Annotated in this window: 15 protein-coding genes; 4 read left to right on the forward strand and 11 right to left on the reverse strand. The window is 62.4% G+C overall.

From position 1 onward, the window contains the following. Nucleotides 1–46: 46 nt before the first annotated feature. The 6 genes from HX898_RS16180 to HX898_RS16205 form a co-directional block, all read right to left on the reverse strand. Nucleotides 47–1870 (reverse strand): GGDEF domain-containing phosphodiesterase, encoded by a 1824-nt coding sequence (locus HX898_RS16180; RefSeq protein ID WP_180195083.1) that lies wholly within the window; start codon nt 1868–1870, stop codon nt 47–49. A 132-nt stretch (nt 1871–2002) separates the two neighbouring features. Then, nucleotides 2003–3787, reverse strand: a complete 1785-nt coding sequence (locus HX898_RS16185; RefSeq protein WP_180195084.1) for an IlvD/Edd family dehydratase — start codon at nt 3785–3787, stop codon at nt 2003–2005. Next, the gene (locus tag HX898_RS16190) at nt 3784–4695 is read right to left on the reverse strand and encodes an NAD(P)-dependent oxidoreductase (protein ID WP_180195085.1); all 912 of its coding nucleotides are present in this window, start codon (nt 4693–4695) and stop codon (nt 3784–3786) included. The genes HX898_RS16185 and HX898_RS16190 overlap by 4 nt, the downstream gene beginning before the upstream one ends. A gap of 161 nt (nt 4696–4856) precedes the next feature. Next, nucleotides 4857–8057 carry a multidrug efflux RND transporter permease subunit gene (locus tag HX898_RS16195; protein ID WP_164022934.1) on the reverse strand — a complete coding sequence of 1067 codons (3201 nt, stop codon included), beginning with the start codon at nt 8055–8057 and terminating at the stop codon, nt 4857–4859. Between the two features lie 119 nt (nt 8058–8176). Then, a complete protein-coding gene (locus tag HX898_RS16200) occupies nt 8177–9367 on the reverse strand; it encodes an efflux RND transporter periplasmic adaptor subunit (protein ID WP_180195086.1) in 1191 nt (396 codons plus the stop codon). Between the two features lie 46 nt (nt 9368–9413). Further along, nucleotides 9414–10226 (reverse strand): alpha/beta hydrolase, encoded by an 813-nt coding sequence (locus tag HX898_RS16205; RefSeq protein ID WP_029872452.1) that lies wholly within the window; start codon nt 10224–10226, stop codon nt 9414–9416. Nucleotides 10227–10388: 162 nt separating this feature from the next. On the opposite strand from HX898_RS16205, the gene HX898_RS16210 reads away from it, so the two are divergent. Beyond that, complete coding sequence (locus tag HX898_RS16210; protein WP_138330180.1) at nt 10389–11300, forward strand: LysR family transcriptional regulator; 912 nt, start codon at nt 10389–10391, stop codon at nt 11298–11300. A 266-nt stretch (nt 11301–11566) separates the two neighbouring features. On the opposite strand, the gene HX898_RS16215 is transcribed toward HX898_RS16210, so the two are convergent. Beyond that, nucleotides 11567–12469 carry an SDR family oxidoreductase gene (locus tag HX898_RS16215; protein ID WP_138330179.1) on the reverse strand — a complete coding sequence of 301 codons (903 nt, stop codon included), beginning with the start codon at nt 12467–12469 and terminating at the stop codon, nt 11567–11569. An 87-nt stretch (nt 12470–12556) separates the two neighbouring features. Then, complete coding sequence (locus HX898_RS16220) at nt 12557–13300, reverse strand: SDR family oxidoreductase (RefSeq protein WP_138386776.1); 744 nt, start codon at nt 13298–13300, stop codon at nt 12557–12559. Between the two features lie 119 nt (nt 13301–13419). Between HX898_RS16220 and HX898_RS16225 the strand changes: the two genes are divergently transcribed. From HX898_RS16225 to HX898_RS16235, 3 genes are read left to right on the forward strand one after another with little or no spacing between them, the layout of a single operon-like run. Further along, nucleotides 13420–14328, forward strand: coding sequence for a LysR family transcriptional regulator (locus tag HX898_RS16225; RefSeq protein ID WP_138386775.1), 909 nt, complete (start codon nt 13420–13422; stop codon nt 14326–14328). 39 nt (nt 14329–14367) lie between these two features. Next, nucleotides 14368–14682, forward strand: a complete 315-nt coding sequence (locus HX898_RS16230; RefSeq protein WP_012758722.1) for a hypothetical protein — start codon at nt 14368–14370, stop codon at nt 14680–14682. Nucleotides 14683–14735: 53 nt separating this feature from the next. Then, a complete protein-coding gene (locus tag HX898_RS16235) occupies nt 14736–15353 on the forward strand; it encodes a DNA-3-methyladenine glycosylase (protein WP_180195087.1) in 618 nt (205 codons plus the stop codon). A 61-nt stretch (nt 15354–15414) separates the two neighbouring features. On the opposite strand, the gene HX898_RS16240 is transcribed toward HX898_RS16235, so the two are convergent. Genes HX898_RS16240 through HX898_RS16250 form a run of 3 tightly spaced genes read right to left on the reverse strand, consistent with a single transcriptional unit; the run spans nt 15415 to nt 18629 of the window. Then, nucleotides 15415–16956: a DHA2 family efflux MFS transporter permease subunit gene (locus tag HX898_RS16240; RefSeq protein WP_138330175.1), complete on the reverse strand. Its 1542-nt coding sequence runs from the start codon at nt 16954–16956 to the stop codon at nt 15415–15417. Further along, nucleotides 16949–18172, reverse strand: a complete 1224-nt coding sequence (locus HX898_RS16245) for an HlyD family secretion protein (protein WP_180195088.1) — start codon at nt 18170–18172, stop codon at nt 16949–16951. Before HX898_RS16245 ends, HX898_RS16240 begins: the two co-directional genes overlap by 8 nt. Then, complete coding sequence (locus HX898_RS16250) at nt 18165–18629, reverse strand: MarR family transcriptional regulator (RefSeq protein ID WP_003562008.1); 465 nt, start codon at nt 18627–18629, stop codon at nt 18165–18167. Before HX898_RS16250 ends, HX898_RS16245 begins: the two co-directional genes overlap by 8 nt. Between the last annotated feature and the right edge of the window lie 31 nt (nt 18630–18660).

Genomic DNA, 18660 nt, shown 5'->3' on the forward strand with positions numbered 1-18660 from the left:
CAACGCGGCAAAAAACCGGGAGCGACGACCGTCGCCCGCGGAAGGATCACCGGCCGTTCAGCATCGCGGTCTTCTGCTTTTCGATTCGGCTCGTCGGCGATGAGAAAAGACGCTCTGTCTCGGCCGCCGGTGCGGGATAACCGAACGCATAACCCTGCAGACCGTCGCAGCCGAGCTGCGCCAGCACGACGGCATGCGCCTCGGTCTCGATGCCCTCGGCGATCACCTCGACATCGAGTGCCTTGGCGATTTCCACGATCGACCCCACCACGCGCCGCTGCTCGGCGGAGCTGACGACCTCGGTGACGAGCTGCCGGTCGATCTTCAGCCGCTTCGGCCGCAGCTTGACGAGACCGATGAGCGAAGCATGGCCCGATCCGAAGTCGTCGATCTCGATGTCGATGCCCATCTGTTTGATATCGCCGATATGATCGAGCAGTTTTTCGTCGCTGTCGTCGAGGAAAATCGTCTCAACCAGTTCGAAGACGATCGCGCCGGGCGGGATATCGAGTTTCCTCAGCTTGTCGAGCAACGCCGGATCGGCAAGGCGGGACGCCGAGATATTGACGGCGATGCGCGGAACCGCAAGGCCGCGCAACAGCCAGAACAACCGGTCTTCGAGAACGCTTTTGAGGATCGCCGCGTCGATCTCCGCCGCAAGCCCGTGCTCGTCGGCGATCTTCAGGAATACCCCCGGAGCAAGCACGCCCTTTTCGGGGTGTTTCCAGCGCGCCAGCGCCTCGAAGCCGATGACCTCCCGGGTCCGGGCGTCGAGCTGCACCTGATAATAGGGAATTATCTCACCGCGCTCCAGCCCGAGCTTCAGCTCTTCGGTGAGGCGACGCTTGGAGCGCAGATCCTCCTGCAATTGCCGCGTGAAGAATTCGACACGGCTGCGCCCGAGCTTCTTGGCCTGGTAAAGCGCCAAATCGGATTCGGCAAGCAGGTTGCGCGCCCGCCGATCGCCGCTCCAGGAAACGCCGATCGAGGCGCCGGATTGCAGCATCTCCTGGCCGAAGCGGATCTTCTTCCGCAGCCGACGCTGGAGGTCTTCGGTGATCAGCTTCAGCTCAGTGAGATCGGTGAAATTGACCAGCACGATGACGAATTCATCGCCACCGACGCGGGCGACCACGCCATTTGCAGGAATGGCGGCGGTGATTCGAAGTGCTGCGGCCCTGAGAACGGCGTCGCCTGCCGCATGACCGTGGCTGTCGTTGATCTGCTTGAACTGGTCGAGGTCGAGATGCAGCACGCCAAGCGTCGTGATGCTCTTGTCGGCCGGCAACTCCGCCAGCCGCTTGTCGAGAAGGCGCCGGTTCGGCAAGCCGGTGAGATAGTCATGATCGGCGACATGCTCGATGCGAGCATTGCTTTCTTCCAGCGCCAGCGCCCTCGCCTCGGCCACCACCTTTTGCCGCGCGAGTTCCGCGTTGAGTAGGACGTCGGCCGTAACATCCCATTCGGCGCCGATGAAGGAGGGCAGACCCTCCGCATCGACATAGAAATGCGCGCGCGAACGCAAATGGCGGATTTCACCGCTCGGCAGCACGATCCGAAATTGTGAATTATAGGCGCCGCGTGTCGTTATCGCCTGCTCGAAGTCGCGTTCGGCCCGCTCGCGATCATCGGGATGGATGGCATTCGACCAAAGCGATGCCGGCACCAGCCGGCAGGTTTCGCCGGTCTCGTAGAGACGATGCATCTGCGCATCCCACAAGATCCCGTCCTGCTCGATGCTGTGCTCCCAGACACCGATCCGGGATGCATCGAGAGCGAGTTCGAGCCGACGCAGAAGATCCTGAAACTCGTGTTCGGATCGTGTGGCTTTTTTCTCTGGCAACGCGGTCCCAGCCTTAGAAGCTTGCATTACGGCAATATGGTCTCAAGCCGGCATTAATGAAGCCTTGTCCTGACGACCGAACTAATGACTAGGTGAACTGTTCGTTACGACCTTCCCCTTTTTGGATCAAAGGACTTGCAGTCTGCAGCACCTTCAAGATCAGTGGTTGTGCCGCGGCGGGGTTTTTGCGATCTGGCGGAATTCCGCCGCTCCCTCCAGCACCGCTCCGTCCGACAATTGCGTCACCGAGCGGCGGTAGATCTGCTGCCATGGCGTCGCATCCGCCGGCACTGGCGGGATGCCGTCGCCCTTGCGCCGTTCGATCTCGGCGTCCTCGACCAGCATGTCGCAGCGCCCGTGGTTGAAGTCGATGCGGATGATATCGCCGGTACGAAGCCAGGCGAGGCCGCCTCCGGCGGCACTTTCCGGCGAGGCATTGAGGATCGAGGGACTGTCCGCCGTGCCCGACTGGCGGCCGTCGCCGATCGTCGGCAGGCTGCGGATGCCGCGCTTCAGGAGATGATCCGGCGGCTGCATGTTGACGACCTCAGCCGAACCCGGCCAGCCGATCGGCCCGGCGCCGCGGATGGCGAGGATGGTATTTTCGTCGATACCGAGTTCGGGATCGTTGATGCGCTTGTGATAGTCCTCGGAACCGTCGAAAACCACCGCTTTGCCCTCGAAGACGCCTTCGTGCCCGGGTTCCTCAAGGTAGCGCCGGCGAAAATCCTCCGAGACCACGCTCATCTTCATGATCGCGAAATCGAAGAGATTGCCTTTGAGAACGAGGAAGCCCGCCCGCTCTTTCAGCGGCTCGGCGAACGGCTTGATAACCTCGCGGTCGCGCGCTTCCTTGCCCTCTAGGTTCTCGGCCATCGTCCTGCCCGTCACCGTGCGACAGTTGCCGTCGAGCTTTCCGGCCTGCAGCAGTTCCCACATGATCGCCGGCGTGCCGCCGGCACGATGAAAGCGCTCGCCGAGATAGGCGCCCGCCGGCTGGACATTGGCCAGCAGCGGGATATCGAAGCCATGCACCTGCCAGTCGTCGGGATAGAGTTCGACGCCAGCGTGCTTCGCCATCGCGGCCAGATGCGGCTGCGCGTTGGTCGAGCCGCCGATCGCCGAATTGGTGCGGATCGCATTCAGGAAAGCCTCGCGCGTCAGGATATCCGACGGCTTCAGATCCTCGAACACGATTTCGACGGCGCGTCGCCCGGTGCGGTAGGCCATCTGGCCGCGTTCGCGGTAAGCGGCCGGAATGGCGCCACAGCCGGTCAGCGAAAGGCCGAGTGCCTCGGCCAGCGCATTCATCGTCGAAGCGGTGCCCATCGTATTGCAGTGGCCGACGGAAGGCGCAGAATCGAGCGCCGCCTGCAGGAATTCCTCCCGATCGATCTCGCCTGCTGCATATTTCCGCCGCATCCGCCAGATCACCGTGCCGGAGCCCGCCAGCTCCCCCTCGTGCCAGCCGTCGAGCATCGGGCCGCCGGAGAGCACGATCGCCGGGATATCGACCGTCGAAGCCGCCATGATCGCCGAAGGCGTGGTCTTGTCGCAGCCGGTGGTCAGCACGACGCCGTCAAGTGGATAGCCGTAGAGGATTTCGACGAGGCCGAGATAGGCGAGATTGCGGTCGAGTGCGGCTGTCGGGCGTTTGCAATTCTCGAAGATCGGATGTGTCGGAAACTCGATCGGAATGCCGCCGGCATCGCGAATGCCGTCCCGCACGCGCTTGGCAAGCTCGACATGCACCCTGTTGCAGGGCGTAAGATCGCTGCCGCTCTGGGCAATTCCGATGATCGGCTTGCCGGAGCGCAGCTCTTCCGGCGTGATGCCGTAATTCATGAAGCGCTCGAGATAGAGCGCTGCCATGTCGATATGATCGGGATTGTCGAACCAGTCCTGCGAACGTAGGCGCCGCTTCGGCGAATGGCTGTCCGTCACTTCTTTCCTCCCGGCCGGGCATTCTTCTCTTCGAGATGGAGGAGCAGGCCGCTGTGATCCTTTTCGCCATTGCCATTGGCGACGAATTCGCTGAATTCGGCATGCACCGCCGCAGTCAGCGGCAGTGTCAACGACAGGGCATTGGCTGTCTCCATGGCGGCGTTCAGATCCTTCAACTGGTTGCTGGACGAACCGCCTGGCGTAAACTGCCGCTCGACCATGCGCTTGCCGTGCAGTTCAAGGATACGGCTCTCTGCAAAGCCGCCGCGAATGGCGTCCCGGAAGGCCGCCTGCGAGCCGCCGCCCGCTTCGATCAGCATCATCGCTTCGGCGACGGCGCCGATCGTCACCGCAACGATCTGCTGGTTGGCAAGCTTGGCGAGCTGGCCCGCCCCGCTTGGACCGACGCGGGTCACGCGCCCCATCGGCGCAAAGACATCTGCAAGCCCGTCGACCACGTCCTTGTCACCGCCCGCCATGATCGCAAGCGTACCCGCTGCCGCCCCGACGACACCGCCTGATACCGGCGCATCGACATGATGGATGTCGCGGTCGGCAAGCCTCGCCGAATGGTCGCGGGCGAAATGCGGGGCGATCGAACTCATGTCGATGACGGTTGTGCCAGGCGTCATCGCATCGGCCGCTCCGCGGTCGAACAACACGTCCTTCACCGCCTCGGCGTTGGTGAGCATAGTGATGACGACGTCGGCACCCGAGACGGCATCATCAGGTGTTTTAGCGCAGATCGCGCCGTCTCCCGCAAGCGGCTCGGCCTTGCCGGGATCGCGATTCCAGACGGTGACGGCAAAGCCCGCGCCAAGCAGCCGGCGAGCCATCGGCGCGCCCATCAGGCCGGTGCCGAGAAAGGCGATCCGCCTGCCGTCATGACCTTCTCTCGAACTCGTCATTCAGTCCTCCCAACTGTTGTCCGTCTTTGATAGTCCCCTCGCCCATCGTTGCAAACCGTTTTGACGGACGTAACGCATTTTTGTGGAACACCCTGAAAACGATACGGGCGAGAACCGAAGTTCCCGCCCGATTTACTCGACAAAGGAAGGTTGAATTCCGTTTATTCCGCCGCGAGCCGGATGACCTCCGCCTCTTCTTCCTTGTGTTCGTCCGGCTTGTGCTGGATGAGCGGACGGTTGCCCGTCAGCCGCCGCAGCAGCACATAGAACACCGGCGTCATGAAGATGCCGAAGAAGGTCACGCCGATCATGCCCGAGAAGACCGCGACACCCATGGCCGCACGCATTTCCGCGCCAGCGCCGGTGGAGACGACGAGCGGCACGACACCCATGATGAAGGCAAGGGAGGTCATGAGGATCGGGCGAAGGCGAAGGCGGCTGGCCTCGATCGCGGCCTCCCGCGGCGTCCTTCCCTCGAACTCCAGTTCGCGGGCGAATTCCACGATAAGGATCGCGTTCTTCGCCGATAGACCGACAAGCACCACAAGACCGATCTGGGTGAAGATGTTGTTGTCTCCACCGGTGAGCCAGACGCCGGTCAGCGCGGCCAGCACGCCCATCGGCACGATCATGATGATCGCAAGCGGCAGCGTCAGGCTTTCATACTGGGCGGCCAGCACGAGGAAGACGAGCAACAGTGCCAGGGGGAAGACGACGATGCTGGAATTGCCTGCCAGGATCTGCTGATAGGTCAGATCCGTCCATTCGAAGTCGATGCCCGCAGGCAGGGTCTCGTGAAGGATCTTCTCGATTGCCGCCTGCGCCTGACCAGACGAGAAGCCCGGTGCCGGACCGCCATTGATATCGGCGGCAAGGAAGCCGTTGTAGCGGTTCGCGCGTTCCGGACCGGTGCTCGGCTCCACCTTCAAGAGGGCAGAAAGCGGGATCATCTCACCCGATGCCGATCGGACCTTCAACTGGCCGATATCTTCCGGCTGGGCGCGGAATTTCGCATCGGCCTGCACACGGACGCTGTAGGTGCGGCCGAAGGCGTTGAAGTCGTTCACGTAGAGCGAACCGAGATAGATCTGCAGCGTCTGGAAGACGTCGGTGACGGAAACCCCGAGCTGCTCGGCCTTGGCACGGTCGAGATCGGCATAGAGCTGCGGCACGTTGATCTGGAAGCTGGAGAACAGCCCGGCGAGCTCAGGCGTCTGATAGGCTTTTGCAAGCACGGCCTTGGTCGCCTCGTCGAGCGCCTGGTTGCCGAGGCCGGCACGATCCTCGATCTGCAGCTTGAAACCGCCCGTCGTGCCGAGACCATTGACCGGCGGCGGCGGGAACATGGCGATGAAGGCATCCTGGATGACGCCGAACTTCTGGTTCAGCGCCATGGCGATTGCGCCGCCTGAGAGATCAGGCGTCTTGCGCTCTTCGAAGTCCTTCAGCGTCACGAAGACGATGCCGGCATTCGAGGAGTTGGTGAAGCCGTTGATCGACAGGCCCGGAAAGGCAATCGCATTGGCAACGCCCGGCTGCGCCAGCGCGATGTCGGTCATGCGCTTGATGACGTCTTCCGTACGGTCCAGGCTTGCGGCATCCGGCAACTGGGCGAAGCCGATCAGATACTGCTTGTCCTGCGACGGCACGAAGCCGCCGGGGACCGTGCTGAACAGGCTGTAGGTCGCACCGACCAGCGCCAGGTAGATCACCATGACGATGCTCTTGCGCGACAACAGCCCGCCAACGCCCTTGCCGTAGGCATTCGAGCCCGCTCCGAAGACACGATTGAAGCCGCGGAAGAACCAGCCGAAGATAGCGTCCATGAACCGCGTCAGCCAGTCCTTCGGCTGATCATGGCTCTTCAGGAGAAGGGCTGCCAGCGCCGGAGACAGCGTGAGCGAGTTGAAGGCCGAGATGACGGTCGAAATCGCGATCGTCAGCGCGAACTGGCGGTAGAACTGACCCGACAGACCGGAGATGAAAGCAAGCGGCACGAACACCGCGACGAGCACCAGCGCGATCGCGACGATCGGACCGGAGACTTCCCTCATCGCCTTGTAGGTGGCAGCCCGCGGCGACAGGCCTTCCTCGATATTGCGCTCGACGTTTTCGACCACCACGATCGCGTCGTCGACGACGATACCGATCGCAAGCACCAGTCCGAACAGACTGAGCGCGTTGATCGAGAAGCCGAAGACATACATGACCGCGAAAGTGCCGATGATCGAGACAGGAACGGCGATCAGCGGGATGATCGAGGCGCGCCACGTCTGCAGGAACAGGATGACGACGAGGACGACGAGCGCGATGGCTTCGAGCAGCGTGTCGATGACCTTCTCGATCGAGGCCCGCACGAATTTCGTCGTATCGTAGACGATCTCGTATTTGACGCCCTCAGGCATGGCGAGCTGCAACTGATCCATGGTCGCGTTCACATTGTCCGCGATCTCGATCGCGTTCGAACCCGGCGCCTGAAGAACGGCGACGGCGACGGCCGGCTTACCGTCGAGCAGCGAACGCAGCGTGTAGTCCGCAGCACCGAGCTCGATGCGGGCGACATCGCGAAGGCGGGTGATCTCGCCATTGGCGCCCGTCTTGACGATGATGTTGCCGAATTCCTCGGGCGTGCGCAGGCGGCCCTGGGCATTGACGTTGAGCTGCAGGTCCACACCGGGCTGGCTCGGCGATGCGCCGATGATACCGGCGGCGGCCTGGATGTTCTGGGAACTGATCGCGCTGCTGATGTCGCTGGCGGCAAGATTGTGCTCGGCGGCCTTCTGCGGGTCGATCCAGACACGCATGGAATAGTCGCCGGCGCCGAAAACCTGCACCTGACCGACGCCTGCGATGCGGGCGAGCCGATCCTTGACGTTGAGGGTCGCGTAATTGCGAAGATAGGTGATGTCGTGATTGTTCCCGTCGGAGACGAGGTTGACGACCATGATGAAGTTGGGTGAGCTCTTGACTGTCGTGATGCCGAGCGAACGGACTTCCGCCGGCAGGCGCGGTTCGGCCTGTGAAACGCGGTTCTGCACGAGCTGCTGCGCCTTGTCGGGGTCGGTGCCGAGCTTGAAGGTAACGGTGACGTTGAGCACGCCGTCCGATGTCGCCTGGCTGGCCATATAGAGCATGCCTTCGACACCGTTGATCTGCTCTTCGAGCGGCGTCGCCACCGTTTCGGCGATGACGCTTGGGTTGGCGCCGGGATAGGTAGCGCGCACGACGATCGACGGCGGTACGACCTCTGGATATTCGGAAATCGGCAGCGCGCGCAGGCCGATCAGGCCGGCAACCAGGATGAGGACCGAAAGAACGCCGGCAAAGACCGGGCGGTCGACAAAGAATCTGGAGATGTTCATATCAAAGCCCTCTCCGGGGTGAACATGGATGCAAAGTCCCTCTCCGGCGGTTTGGGAGCCGCCGGCGGGTCGTATCATTTCGAGTATTGGCCCTCCCCCTCAGGGGAAGGCGAAAGTCTTTACTGCGCGGTCGCGACCTTCTCTTCCATCTCAGGCGCGACGACTGCGCCTGGACGGATGCGCTGCAGACCGTTGACGACGATCTTCTCGCCGACGTTCAGGCCGCCTTCGACCACCCGCTGACCGTCAGCCACTGTGCCGAGCTGGACCTGCCGATAGGCGACCTTGTTCTCGCCATCGACGACGAAGACGAACTTCTTGTCCTGGTCGGTGCCGACGGCGCGGTCACTGATGACGATCTTGTTCTCGGCCTTCGGCTGGCCCATGCGCACCCGCACGAACTGGCCGGGGATGAGACGCCCGCCCGGATTATCGAAGACGGCGCGAACGCCGATCGTGCCGCTTGATGCATCGACCTCGTTGTCGATCAGTTGCAGCTTGCCCTTGATCGGCGTGCCGCTGTCGGTCAGCGTGCCGACTTCGACCGGGATCTGCTCGACGGGAGGCAGGGCGCTGTCCGTCTGCGGAAGCTGGGCGAGCGCCCGCGTCACCATCTCTTCGCTGGCATTGAAGCTCGCATAGATCGGATCGACCGAAACGAGCGTCGTCAGCGCCGGCGAGGTCGAACCGGCCGCGACGAGGTTACCGGCAGTCACCTCGATCTTGCCGATGCGGCCGGAAACCGGAGCCCGCACTTGAGTGTAATCGAGATCGAGCTGCGCAGACTGCAGGGCAGCTTGCGCCGAACGCAGCCCCGCCTGAGCCTCAGCCAGCGAACTCTGGCGCTGATCGAGATCGCTCTGGGAGATGGTGCGGTTGTCGGAAAGCCTGCGGCCGCGATCGAGTTCGGTCTGCGCCAGGCTGACCTTGGCCTCGGCCGAAGCGACCTGGCCTTGCGCCTGCGCCACGCTCGCCTGGTAGGGAGCCGGGTCGATGGTGAAGAGCAGGTCGCCCTGCTTGACCAGCGCCCCTTCGCGGAAGGCCACCGAAAGGATGGCGCCGGCGACACGGGAACGCACCTGCACCCGGTCGACCGCTTCGAGACGGCCGGAGAAACTTTCCCAGGCCGTCACGTCGCGCGCCGCGACGACGGCAACCGTCACCGGCACAGCGGGAGTCTCCGCGGGGGCGGAAGCAGCTGTAGCGGTCGTGCTCATCGGCAATTCGAAAAACAATGCAGCGCCGGAAATGGACGCAACAAGCCCTATGCCGGCGCCCATCAGGGCCCAGCGCTTACTTCTGGACGTCATTAGTACTCTCCTTGCGGCTCTAAGCCGCCGAAATATCAGGTCTTCTTCAATGCAATTGCGGTTGGACGCTTACCTCCCGAAGAAAGCTTCCAAAATGGCGGCTGACGTTTTCCTGCCAGTCGGGCGCTCCGTCGGATTTCCCACCATAAATCGAGGGCCAGCCCGTCCCGGCGGGAAGGACATGCTGGCGCACACCGACGCCGGCCTGTTTCAGGCGGACACCGTAACCAATCGTTTCGTCGTGCAGAGGATCATCCTCCGCGGTGAATATCAGCGCCGGCGCGACGCCTGAAATACGCGAACAGAGGCAAGGCGCCGCATAAGGATGGCAACCGCCGCCGCTCAGATAGTGGCTCCAACCTTCCGTCCAGCGCTGGCGCATGCCGATGGCTTCAGCCTTGCGGATCGAGGAAGTGCCCATGAAGGGATCGAGCAGCGGCGAAATCAGAACCTGGCCGTCGAGCGCGTCCGGCATCTGGTCGCGCGCCTTCAGCGCCACGCCGGCGGCGACATTGCCGCCCGCCTCCTCGCCGGCGACGAAGAGCAGCGACTTGCGGTCGCCGAGACCGGCGCGTTTGTTGGCGAGATAGGTGAAAACGGAGAAGGAGACTTCCAACGCCTTTGGAAACAGGTTGCCGGAAAGGCTGCTGTAATCGGCGGCAACGACGATGGCGCCGGCCTTGGCGAGGCTCATCGCCACCGGCCGGTCGACGTGTTTGTCGCTATCCAGAAACGCGCCGCCATGCAGGTAAAGCACGATCGGCGGACCCTTGCCGTAATCGGCGCCCTGGTAGATGCGTGCGGAAACGGGGCCGATGGCCACCTTATCCAGCATCATATCTTTCCATTCCACCGTCATGCTTCCGGTCTCTTTTGTCGGCCACAAGCAGACAACGTCCGCCGCTTGCATTTTCTACAAAAAAGATATTGTTATTCCAACCAGGGAATAAGAAGCTATAACGCGATAACACTGTTCCAGATCTCGAACAATGGTGCAACGCAAACTGCGGATTTGAAACCGATGGATCAGCTCTCGGCAATGCGCGTCTTCATTCGTGTCGTGGAGACGGGCAATTTCACCCGCGCCGCCGACATGCTCGCCATGCCCAAGGCGACGGTGACCAATCTCATCCAGGGCCTGGAAGCGCATCTGCGCACCAAGCTTTTGAATCGGACCACGCGCCGGGTCATGGTGACCACGGACGGTGCGCTTTATTACGAACGCGCCGCCCAGATCATTTCGGAACTGGAAGAACTCGATGGCAGCCTCTCCAATTCGCAGAGCTTGCCGAGCGGACGGCTGCGTGTCGAGATGGCCGGCGCTTTCGCCGATTGGATTGTCGTTCCGGCACTTTGCGATTTCTATCAGCGTTATCCCGATATCCGTATCGACCTCGGTGTCGGCGACCGCACGGTCGATTATCTTGCAGAAAACGTCGATTGCGCGCTGCGCGCCGGCACGCCGGCCGACCAATCGCTGATTGCGCGGCGCGTCTCCGAAGTCGAGATGATCACGTGCGCTTCTCCGGGCTACATCCAGAAATTCGGCATGCCCGAGCGGCCCGAGGATCTGGAGGCGGATCATTACACCGTCAACTATTTCCGCGCCCAAAACAACCGGACGCTGCCGTTCGAATTCCGCCGGCACAACGAGGTGATCGAGACCAGCCCGCGTTACATCGCCTCGGTCAACGATAGCCGCACCTATCTGACGGCGGCGCTGACCGGCCTCGGCATCGCGCAGGTGCCGATCTTCATGGCGCGCGAGCCGATGGCAAGGGGCGAACTCGTCCGCGTGCTGCCGGACTGGCGCCGCGATCCGCTGCCGCTCTATGTCGTCTATCCGCCGAACCGCCACCTCAGCAACAAGGTCCGCGTCTTCGTCGACTGGCTGGTGAAACTTCTGGTCGAGGCAAAACTGAACGACGGTTGAGCGCCAAAACAAATACGGCCCGGAAGGCAGGGGAAACCTTCGACGGGCCGCAATCTGCAACTTTGAACATCAAGCCTGTCGCACCGTAGCAAGGGCGCGGCAGACTCTGGAGGTTCGCAAAGAGAAGGGCAGGGAATTCCACTCTCTCGCGATAAAGCAGATATACGCACTCCCCACAGGATTGTAAGGAAAAATTCCGCAATCACGTTCACATAATTGCGATGATGGCTGGCTCCTTGTTCCCCCGCGCGGTGGCGGACCGGGTTTCAATTCCCGGCCGCCGGCTTCAGTAGGTCCTCGAGACCGATGCGGCGGAACAATTCCGCCCGGACACGATCGGCGACGCCGTTGACGATCTCCGCGCCGTCCTCGGACGGATCGATATGGACGCGGAACGGCCGGGTGCCAAACGGCTTACCAACGACATCGACGATGGCGACGGCAACCGCGCCGGCATCGGCGTCGGCAGGTTCGAGCGCTGCCAGGCCCTGCAGCGCCTGTTCCGGCACGCCCTTGTAGGGCCCTTCATTGTATTCGGCGGCGCGGGCCGTATCGGCGGGCGAGCCGGAATGGGCGAAATGGTTGGTGCCCTTGGTGAAGGCGCCGGGCACGATGATCGAGGTCTCGATACCCCAGCGGGTAAGCTCGCCGGCATAGGAGACGGCAAGTGAATCCATCGCCGCCTTGGCGGCGAAATAGGGCGAGAGGTAGGGAGGCGTGCCGCCGCGGCTGCTCGACGACGATACCCAGACCACCAGGCCCTTGCCCTGCTTGCGCAGATAGGGGAGTGCCGCGCGGTTGACGCGCTGGGTGGAGAGCACGTTGATGTCGAAGAGTTCGGCGAACTGTTCCGGCGTGAAGGCTTCGGCTGGGCCGAAGGACATATGGCCGGCATTGTGGATGATGACATCAAGGCGACCCGCATCGGCGATGATCCTGGCGATACCTGATACAACCGACGCGTCGGAGGCGACATCGAGTTCGACCGAGCGCAGATCGACATTGTTCTCCTTGGCGAATTCAGCCGCATCGGCGACGGCGGGAGCGTTGCGGCTTTCCGTGGCGCGCATGCCGGCATAGACGGTGTGGCCGGCCTTAGCGAGAGCGCGGGCGGTAAGCGCGCCGAAACCACTGGAAGCGCCTGTTATGACGATGACTTGCTTGCTCATGATCCTATTCCTTCTGGGTTCGATTGGGATTGCTTGAAGTGGAAACTTTGAGTTGGCGGCAGCCTGGAGACCGCCGCCGGTCTTTCGTCAGATCACGCCGCCATTGGCGCGCAGCGTCTGTCCGTTGATCCAGCCGCCGTCCGGGCCGGCGAGGAAGGCAACCGCAGAAGCGATGTCTTCCGGTGTGCCGAGGCGTTCCAGCGGGTTCATTTTCGCCGTGCGGGCGATGAGTTCGTCCGACTTGCCGTTAAGGAAAAGCTCGGTGGCGACAGGACCGGGCGCGACGGCGTTGACGGTGATGTTGCGGCCACGCATCTCCTTGGCCATGATCGCCGTCAGCGTTTCCACCGCAGCCTTGGTAGCGGCATAGACGCCGTAGGTTTCGAGCTTCAGGCCGACGACGGATGTCGAGAAGTTGACGACCCGGCCGCCGTCGCGCAGACGCCTGGCTGCCTCGCGCAGCGTATTGAAGGTGCCCTTGAGGTTGACACTGATCTGGCGATCGAAATTGGCGTCATCGGCCTCGGCAAGCGAAGAGAGCATCATGATGCCGGCATTGTTGACGAGCACGTCGACGCCGCCGAAAGCGGTTTCCGCGGCATCGAACATGCGGCGGACGGCTTCCGCATCGCTGACATCGGCCTTCGCCGTCAGCGCCTTGCCGCCGGCCTGCTCGATCTTCTTTGCCAGTTCCTCGGCCGGAGCGGCATTGCCGGAGTAATTGATGACGACGGTGAAACCGTCCTTGGCGAGGCGCTCGGCGACTGCTGCGCCGATGCCGCGGGAAGCGCCGGTCACCAGTGCGACCTTGCTGTTTTCGTGGGAAGCCATTGTCCTTCTCCTTCATTCTGCGCCGCAGCGCGTTTTCGATGAGGAGAAGATGCGCCTTTTCCTTTTGCGGATAATCTGGCATTCTTCGGCATCACTATCCGAGAATAACGAACAAACAGATGGACAGATTTGACGCCATGCGCGTGTTTTGCCGTATCGTGGAACGCCGCAGCTTCACGCTTGCCGCCGATGACACCGGTCTGCCACGCTCGACTGTCACCGATGCGGTCAAGGGGCTGGAAGCCCGCCTCGGCGTGCGCCTGCTCCAGCGCACGACGCGCCACGTCAGTCCGACGCTTGATGGCGAAGCCTATTACCAACGCTGCCTGTCGATCCTTGCCGATATCGAGGAAGCCGAAGGAGCCTTTGCCGGCGCCAAGCCGAAGGGCATGCTGCGTGTCGACGTGCACGGCACGCTCGCCCGCCATTTCGTACTGCCGAGCCTGCCGTCCTTCCTGGAGACCTATCCGGAGATCGAATTCTACATGAGTGAGGGCGATCGGCTGATCGATCTGGTGCGTGAGGGCATCGATTGCGTGTTGCGCGTCGGCACGCCGCAAGACAGCGACATGGTCGCCCGGCGCGTCGCCATGCTCGATGAGGTGACACTCGCCTCTCCTGCCTACATTGCCCGCAACGGCCTGCCGCAGCATCCCGATCGGCTTGCCGGCCATCGCATGGTCGGCTTCCACTCCAGCGGCACCGGCAGCCTGCTGCCGCTCGAATTCACCGTCGACGGCACGGTGCGTAACATCACCATTCCCGCCACCATCGCGGTCAACGCCGCCGAAAGCTATATCTCAGCGGCGAGGATGGGCCTCGGCATGATCCAGATCCCACGCTATCACGCCGAAGGAGATCTTGCCGCGGGAACGCTGGTCCAGATACTGCAGGACTTTCCGCTGACCCCGACACCGGTTTCCTTGCTTTACCCCCGCAACCGCCAGCTTTCGCCGCGCGTGCGCGTCTTCATCGACTGGCTGGTAAAGGTCTTCGCTCGACAAAATTCCGAAAACGCGCTTCACTAAATTGCGCCTTGCTAATATGAGCGCCCTCGGAGAACGGCCATGGCACTCAACGATATCACCGTCTACCAGACGGAAGACGGCTTCGTCGTCGAATTCGGCGGCGAAGGCGAAGACAGCATTGCCGTGACGCTGCGCAGCACGCCTGAGCTAACGTCGGAAAATGCCGTCTTGCGGGCCAAGGCCCTGCTTGCCGCAGCAATCGAACCTGCCCATGGCGACGGCGCGCGCAGCAAGGATCCTGCTTTGCTCGAAGAAGAGCTGGAAGAGGGCCTGGAAGATTCCTTCCCGGCGAGCGACCCGGTCTCGGTCACATCATCCTCGATCCCGATGCGCGATCCGAATGCGGGCCGCTGATGTCTCTGGCCGAAAAACATGAAGCGGTTTCGGGATGACGGCGAGCGCGCTGAATGTTATCTGCGTCTGATATGACCGATGGTGGAACGATATCAGGCGCGATCGGCGCCGGCACGCTCACCGGCGAAAGCCTCAGGGAATTTTTCGAGCGCGATGCGATCGCCGTCTCCCGCGACCTGCTCGGCTGCCATCTGACCGTGGACGGCGTCGGCGGGCGCATCACCGAGACCGAAGCCTATTTCCCCGATGACGAGGCCTCGCACAGCTTCCGCGGCCCGACCAAGCGCAACGGCGCCATGTATGGCAAGCCGGGCAATGTCTATATCTACCGCATCTACGGCATGTACTGGTGCCTGAATTTCGTCTGCCATCCTGGCGCGGCTGCACTCATCCGCGCCCTGGAGCCGGAAACGGGAATCCCTCTAATGATGGAGCGGCGCGGCACCGATATGCTGACGTCGCTCTGCAGCGGCCCCGGCAAGCTCTGCCAGGCGCTCGGCATCGACATCGAGATCAATGACAGGCTGCTCGATCGCCCGCCCTATGCGATCGCGCCGTCGGCCCCGGTGCCGATCGTCTCGGGAAAACGCATCGGCATCACGAAAAATGCCGAAGCACCATGGCGCTTCGGCATTCAGGGATCTCGATATCTCAGCAAGCCGTTTCGCTAAAGCAATTCCAGGAAAAGTGCGAAGCGGTTTTTCCGTCCGGAATTGCGGCAACGCCTGGAGTTCATTCCATGACGGCGCTGTGGTCGACGGCGGGTGCTGCCTTCGGCTTGCGCAACAGCAGAACCAGCGGAATGACCGCAAGCGACATCAGCATCAGCAGCTTGAAATCGTCCATATAGGCGATGATCGTCGCTTGCAGCGTGATGATCTCGTTGAGCGAAGCACGGCCGGCCGCCGTCACCGGGCTGAGCCCCTGCGCAGCCACCGCATTGAAGGCGTGGTTAAACGGCGTCACATAGGCGGCGATCGATTCATGATTGCTCTGCGTGTTTTCGACGATCAGCGCCGAGACGATCGAGATGCCGACCGCCGAGCCGATGTTTCGCGACAAATTGTAGAGACCGGTGCCGTCGCCGCGCATATGGGCGGGCAGCGTGGAAAAAGCGATCGTCGTCAGCGGCACGAACAGAAAGCCGAGGCCGGCGCCCTGGATGAAGCCGACCGAGACGATCGTCCATTGCGAGACGTCGGGTGTCCAGCCGGTCATGTCGTACATCGCCCATGCGGTGAGCCCCAAGCCGAGCGCCAGCAACGCGCGCGTATCGACCTTGCCGACCAGCCGCCCGACGATGAACATGCAGAGCATGGTGCCGAGCCCGCGCGGCCCCATGACGATGCCGGCGGTGATGACGGGATAGCCCATCAGCGTCTGCAGATAGGGCGTCATCAGTGCCAGTGAGGCGAGATAGGTAATGCCGACCACGAAGATGAAGATCATGCTGATCGAGAAATTTTGATCGAGGAACAGCTTCGGGTTCACGAAGGATTTCTCCGCCGTCAGCGTATGCACGATCAGCAGATAGAAGGCTGAGGCGCAGATCAACGCCTCGAGCATGATCTCACCGGAAGAGAACCAGTCGAGCTGCTCGCCGCGGTCGAGGAAGAGCTGCAGCGCGGCGATGCCGAGGCTCATCATCCCGAAGCCGAACCAGTCCAGTTTGGCGAGCAGATCCCTCTTGGTCTCGGTGACGTAGACGACAATGCCCATGAAGGCCAGCGCGCCGATCGGCACATTGATATAAAACACCCAGCGCCAGCTGATATTGTCGGTCAACCAGCCGCCGATGACGGGCCCAAGCACCGGCCCGACCATGACCGAGACGCCGAAAAGGGCCATCGCCGAGCCGCGCTCCTCGACCGTGTAGATGTCGAGGAGGATGCCCTGGGAAAGCGGCACCAGCGATGCCCCAAACAGGCCCTGCAGCAGGCGAAACGCGACGATCTGGTTCAGCGATTGCGCCAGGCCGCAGAGAACGGAGGCCGCCACGAAGCCGGCAATGGCGACGAGCAGCACGCGTTTGCGGCCGAACTTGGCGGCGAGAAAGCCCGACGGCGGCGTCATGATGGCCGCCGCGACGATATAGGAGGTCAGCACCCAGTTGATCTGGTCGGCAGAGGCCGACACGCTGCCCTGGATATAGGGCAGCGCCACGTTGGCGATCGTCGTGTCCAGCGCCTGCATGATGACGGCGAGAATGACGCAGGCCGTGATCGCGCCGCGATTGGCAATCGGCGTCGCCGGAGAAGCGGCAGCGTTACTCATGATCCTTGCCCTGAGGCCGGCCCAGAAGCTTGTTGACGAAATCAGGCAGGCCGCGGGCATGACCGGTCTCGACATCGACCACCGTGCTCATGCCGACACGTAGCGGCGGCTTGCCGTCGGTGTCCTCGATGCTGACGCGCATCGGAATACGCTGGACGACCTTCACCCAGTTGCCCGTAGTATTTTGCGCCGGCAGCAGCGAGAAGCTGGAGCCGGAGGCCGGGCTGATGCTCTCGATCTTGCCCTTCCATGTCACGCCGGGATAGGTGTCGACATAGATATCGGCCGTCTGGCCGGGCTTGACATAGGTAAGCTCGGTTTCCTTCGGGCTGGCGGCGATCCACAGATGGTCGGTGGCAACAAGCGAGAAGGCCTGTTGCGAAGCCTGCAGGTAGGAGCCGACCTGCAGCGCGTTGACATTGGTGACGATGCCGTCGAACGGTGCCTTGACGACGCTGTGGTCGAGTTCGCGCTGGGCATTGTCGACCTGCGACTTGGCCTGCAGATAGAGCGGGTTTTCCTCCACCGGCTGGTCGGCATTGCCGCCGAGCTGGGCGAGCGTCGTTGCGGCTTCCGCCTTGGCGACGGTCACCTTCTGCTGCGCGGCTTCCAGATTGTGCTTGGCTTCGTCATAGGCCGATTGCGTCGCGCTACCGTTGTTGACGAGGTTTTGCTGCCGGTCAAACTGATCCTGATAATAAGGCAGATCGGCTTGCGCCTGCGTGATCTCGGCAAGCGACTGCTGATAGCTGGCCTTGAGATTCATGATCTGGTTGCGCTGCGCGCCGAGCTGCGCCTTGGCGCCATCAAGCGCGATCTTGAAAGAATCCGACCGCAGGCTGAAGAGCACCTGCCCCGCCTTGACGGCCTCGTTCTCATGCACGTTGATCTGGTCGACGATGCCCGAGACGTCGGTGGTAAGTCCGACCATGTCGGCCTGGATATAGGCGTTGTCGGTCGACATCACCTGGCCGCCATTGACGTAATAATAACCGCCGACGACGAGCGCCACCGGCAGCAGGGCAAACAGGATCGGCCGCGTGAGACTGCGCCGGCGGCGGACCTTGTTGCCGCCAGGCGCAGCCACGGCGGCAGCCGGCGCTGAATTGGATGAAGGCGCTTCGGCTACCGTTTCCTGCTGTTTCGCTTCATTGTCTTCGACAGGAGTCTTGGCATTGGCGTCGGCAACGACGCGGAGGGGGGATTGATCAGCCATCGTTCGTCTCATTCTCGTCAACCGGGCTCCGGCATGCCTGAACCAGGTTCGTCTTCATTACGGATAGGATGTGGAAAAGCAGCTCGCGCTGCTCTGGCGAAACGCCTTGCAACGCTTCTGCGCGGGTGGTGTCGCCGAGCTCGCGCATTTCGGCGAGCAACGGGTGCGCCTCGTCGCGCATATAGAGCAGCCAGATGCGCCGGTCGGTCGGGTGCTGGCGGCGCTCGATCAGCCCGCGTTCGGCGAGCTTGTCGAGAATGCGCACCAGCGTGATCGGCTCGACTTCCAGGATTTCGGCAAGGCCGCCCTGATGGATACCTTCGTTATTCGAGAGATAGGCAAGCGTCTGCCATTGCGACCGTGTCAGCCCAAGGCACTTCGCGCGCTGCTCGAACCGCTTGCGCAGCAGCCGTGCGACGTCGTGGAGAAGGAAACCGAGGGTCGGAGTGGCGTTCATGAAACCTGTGACCGTTATTTATAAGCATCCT

Origin of the sequence: Rhizobium sp. WYCCWR 11128 (assembly GCF_013416305.1) — a bacterium.
In the GTDB taxonomy this organism is placed as follows: domain Bacteria; phylum Pseudomonadota; class Alphaproteobacteria; order Rhizobiales; family Rhizobiaceae; genus Rhizobium; species Rhizobium indicum.

What these genes read in the sequence shown, in the direction of transcription:
- HX898_RS16180 (WP_180195083.1), bottom strand. Translation starts at nt 1,870, where the DNA reads ATGCAAGCTTCTAAGGCTGGGACCGCGTTGCCAGAGAAAAAAGCCACA.
- HX898_RS16190 (WP_180195085.1), bottom strand. Translation starts at nt 4,695, where the DNA reads ATGACGAGTTCGAGAGAAGGTCATGACGGCAGGCGGATCGCCTTTCTC.
- HX898_RS16195 (WP_164022934.1), bottom strand. Translation starts at nt 8,057, where the DNA reads ATGAACATCTCCAGATTCTTTGTCGACCGCCCGGTCTTTGCCGGCGTT.
- HX898_RS16200 (WP_180195086.1), bottom strand. Translation starts at nt 9,367, where the DNA reads ATGACGTCCAGAAGTAAGCGCTGGGCCCTGATGGGCGCCGGCATAGGG.
- HX898_RS16205 (WP_029872452.1), bottom strand. Translation starts at nt 10,226, where the DNA reads ATGACGGTGGAATGGAAAGATATGATGCTGGATAAGGTGGCCATCGGC.
- HX898_RS16210 (WP_138330180.1), top strand. Translation starts at nt 10,389, where the DNA reads ATGGATCAGCTCTCGGCAATGCGCGTCTTCATTCGTGTCGTGGAGACG.
- HX898_RS16215 (WP_138330179.1), bottom strand. Translation starts at nt 12,469, where the DNA reads ATGAGCAAGCAAGTCATCGTCATAACAGGCGCTTCCAGTGGTTTCGGC.
- HX898_RS16220 (WP_138386776.1), bottom strand. Translation starts at nt 13,300, where the DNA reads ATGGCTTCCCACGAAAACAGCAAGGTCGCACTGGTGACCGGCGCTTCC.
- HX898_RS16225 (WP_138386775.1), top strand. Translation starts at nt 13,420, where the DNA reads ATGGACAGATTTGACGCCATGCGCGTGTTTTGCCGTATCGTGGAACGC.
- HX898_RS16230 (WP_012758722.1), top strand. Translation starts at nt 14,368, where the DNA reads ATGGCACTCAACGATATCACCGTCTACCAGACGGAAGACGGCTTCGTC.
- HX898_RS16235 (WP_180195087.1), top strand. Translation starts at nt 14,736, where the DNA reads ATGTTATCTGCGTCTGATATGACCGATGGTGGAACGATATCAGGCGCG.
- HX898_RS16240 (WP_138330175.1), bottom strand. Translation starts at nt 16,956, where the DNA reads ATGAGTAACGCTGCCGCTTCTCCGGCGACGCCGATTGCCAATCGCGGC.
- HX898_RS16245 (WP_180195088.1), bottom strand. Translation starts at nt 18,172, where the DNA reads ATGGCTGATCAATCCCCCCTCCGCGTCGTTGCCGACGCCAATGCCAAG.
- HX898_RS16250 (WP_003562008.1), bottom strand. Translation starts at nt 18,629, where the DNA reads ATGAACGCCACTCCGACCCTCGGTTTCCTTCTCCACGACGTCGCACGG.